This is a genomic window from Streptomyces sp. SID3343, assembly GCF_009865215.1.
Lineage (GTDB): Bacteria > Actinomycetota > Actinomycetes > Streptomycetales > Streptomycetaceae > Embleya.
This window is the reverse complement of sequence record NZ_WWJX01000390.1, coordinates 1-2887: the sequence shown is the minus strand read 5'-3', so window position 1 is coordinate 2887 and position 2887 is coordinate 1. Positions and strand designations below refer to the sequence as shown.

Here is a 2887-nt window from a genome sequence, read left to right as displayed (position 1 = left end):
AACGACAAGGCCGGCGCGATGCAGAACCTGATGCGCTGGACGAGCTCGCGCTCGATCAAGGAGACGTTCGTGCCCGCGACCGATCACCGCTACCCGCACATGGGCTGACGGTTCGTCGACCACCACCCGCCCTGTCGCCCCCGCCCTGTCAACCCCAAGGCACTCCGGAGATTCGGGAGAACAGCAATGCTCCGCAGCCCCATCCTCGCGGCGGCCCGGTCGCCCCGGACCCGCTCGCTCGTCGAGCACCTGCCGCCGACCAAGGCGATCGTGGACCGCTTCGTCGCCGGTGACGTGCTCGACGACGCGATCCGGGTGACGACCGAACTCGTCGAGTCCGGCAAGAAGGTGACGCTCGATCACCTCGGCGAGGACACCTCCGACGCGGCCCAGGCCGGCGCGACGGTGGACGCCTACCACGCGCTCCTGGGCACCCTGGGCGAGACCGGGCTCGCGCGCAGCGCCGAGGTCTCGGTCAAGCTGTCGGCGGTCGGCCAGTTCCTGCCCGGCGACGGCGAGCGGATCGCGCTCGACAACGCACGCCGGATCTGCGAGGCCGCCGCGGCGGTGGGCACCACGGTCACCCTCGACATGGAGGACCACACCACCACCGACTCCACGCTCGGCATCCTGCACCAACTGCGCGACGACTTCCCGTGGGTCGGCGCGGTGTTGCAGGCGTACCTGTACCGCACCGAGCAGGACTGCCGAGACCTGTCGCACGAGGGCTCGCGGGTGCGGCTGTGCAAAGGCGCCTACCAGGAGCCCGAGTCGGTGGCGTTCCAGGACAAGGGCGACGTGGACCGCAGCTACGTGCGTTGCCTGCGGGTGCTGATGGCCGGTGAGGGCTACCCCATGGTCGCGTCGCACGACCCGCGGCTGATCACCATCGCGCGCCACCTCGCCGACCGCGCGGGCCGCGCGCCGGGCACCTTCGAGTTCCAGATGCTGTACGGCATCCGGCCCGAGGAACAGGACCGGATCGTCGCGCACGGCGACCTCATGCGGATCTACCTGCCGTACGGGGCCGAGTGGTACGGCTACTTCATGCGTCGGCTCGCCGAACGCCCGGCCAACCTGACGTTCTTCCTGCGCGCGATGGCGACCAAGGGCTGAGCCCGACCCGCGGTGCTCACCGCGGGATGTCCACCGGCGGCAACACGTCGGCCGTCGCGGAGAACCGCGCCGGGATCGCGAACGTGCCCTGCGTGGGCGGCGGTTCGTGATGATCGGCGACGGTCTCCGCGCGTCGCAACACCACCAGCGCGGCGATCGGCGGTGGCGGGGGAGTGTCCTTGCTCAGGAAGCGATCCTCCGCCACCCCCGCGAACGCGTCGCGGGCGGTGGTCGCCGAGTCGGGCGCGGCGTACTCCAAAAGGTCCGCGCCGACCCGGCGACCCGCGCTGCGCAGCACGTCGTACGCGGCCGCGCAGGCGCGCTGTTCGGCCGGGTCGACGACCTCGCTCAGGGTGCGCTCGTACGCCGCGTGCACCTCGGCGGCGGTCGCGGCCGGGGTCAGGCCCAGCACGTCGTAGGGGGATCGCTCGGCGTCGAACACGGGGCACTCCGGGGCGTGGGGGATGGGTGGACACGGCCGTGACGGGCCGTCAGTAGTAGCCGTGGATCCGGGCCTTCACCTCGTCGAGGATCTCCCGGCCCGCTTTCGTCTCGTGCAGTTCGAGCGCGCGCTCCAGGTGGGTCAAAGCCGTGTGGTTGTGGCCGTTGTTCGCCTGTCGCACCCCCTCGTTGTGCAGGGCCAGGGCCAGCATCTCGGTGTTCTCCCGCGTCGTCGGCGCGGCCTCCAGGATCGAGATGGCGTCCTGGTAGCGCTCGTCCTCCATGAACACCGCCACCAGCGCGTCCCGGATCCGGGCGTCCTCGTACAGGCGAAGTCCCGTCGCCAGCACGTTGGTCGCGTCGTACGCGCGGCCTGCGGCGAGCAGGTCGTAGCCCCAATCGGTGACCACGACCACCCACGCGTCGCGCAGCGAGTCGTCGTGCGGGGCATCGGTCAACTCGCGACGCAGCAGCTTCTCCGCGGCGTCGTAGTGGTGCGCGTAGTAGTGGTTGAACGCGAGCGAGCGGCGCACCGACGGATCGTCGACGTAGTGCCTGGACTCGTCGAGCAGGGCGATCGCGCGGTCGAACTCCTGTGCCTGCTCGTCGCGCAGCGCCCCCGCGACCAGGAACGCGGCCACCCGGCGCGGGGCCTGCTCGGCCGCGTCGTTCGTGTCGTCCACATCGGTGGTGTCGTCCACGTCGTGCACACCGGCCGTGTCGGCCGCGTGGTCGAGTTCGAGGGCCTCGCGCATCGCCGCCACCGCGTCCGCCCGCGCCCCGCCGCGCAGGGCGAGCCGCCGCGCGTTGAGCAACAGTGCGTCCCGCAACGCCGCGCGGCCCTCCTCGCCCGGATCGAGCGCGAACGCCTCGCGGTTGAGCTCGACCCCCTCCGTGACCGAGACGTCGGTGTCCTCGGCGATCGCCGCCGCGGCGCGCTCGCGCAACGCGATGCCCGCGAAGCCGCGCACGAGCGCGTCGTCGGGGACGAGTTCGAGGGCCTTGCGCACCAGCGCGATCGCGTCCGAGTGCCGGCCGCGTTCGCCCTCCTGCCGCGACATGTGCGCGTACGTCGTACCCAGGCGCTCGCGCAGAACCACGCTGTCGGGCGCCATGATCCGGGCACGTTCCAATACGTGCGCCGCGCCGCGATGGTCGCCTTCGTCGGCGTCCAGGGCCGCGTCGGCCGCCCCGATCCCGGCGGCGGCGGCCGACTCCGCCGCATCCACCGGCAGCGGACCGGCCAGTTCCAGACACGCCAGGGCCTCGGTCCACGCGCCGCGCGCGGCCAGGTCGCGGGCCTGCGCGATCCGCGCCTCGGCGAGCAGCG

The 2887-nt window shown here is 72.3% G+C and carries 3 protein-coding genes; 1 reads left to right on the top strand and 2 read right to left on the bottom strand.

The genetic code is table 11. From position 1 onward, the window contains the following. Positions 1 to 186 precede the first annotated feature (186 nt). Positions 187 to 1116, top strand: coding sequence for a proline dehydrogenase family protein (locus GT354_RS13210; RefSeq protein WP_161356501.1), 930 nt, complete (start codon positions 187 to 189; stop codon positions 1114 to 1116). Between the two features lie 16 nt (positions 1117 to 1132). Here the strand turns inward: GT354_RS13210 and GT354_RS13205 are convergent, their stop codons facing one another. Then, the gene (locus GT354_RS13205) at positions 1133 to 1558 is read right to left on the bottom strand and encodes a hypothetical protein (RefSeq protein ID WP_161356500.1); all 426 of its coding nucleotides are present in this window, start codon (positions 1556 to 1558) and stop codon (positions 1133 to 1135) included. Between the two features lie 49 nt (positions 1559 to 1607). After that, positions 1608 to 2887 (bottom strand): hypothetical protein (locus GT354_RS13200; RefSeq protein WP_161356499.1); only part of this gene is annotated, 1280 nt, incomplete at its 5' end.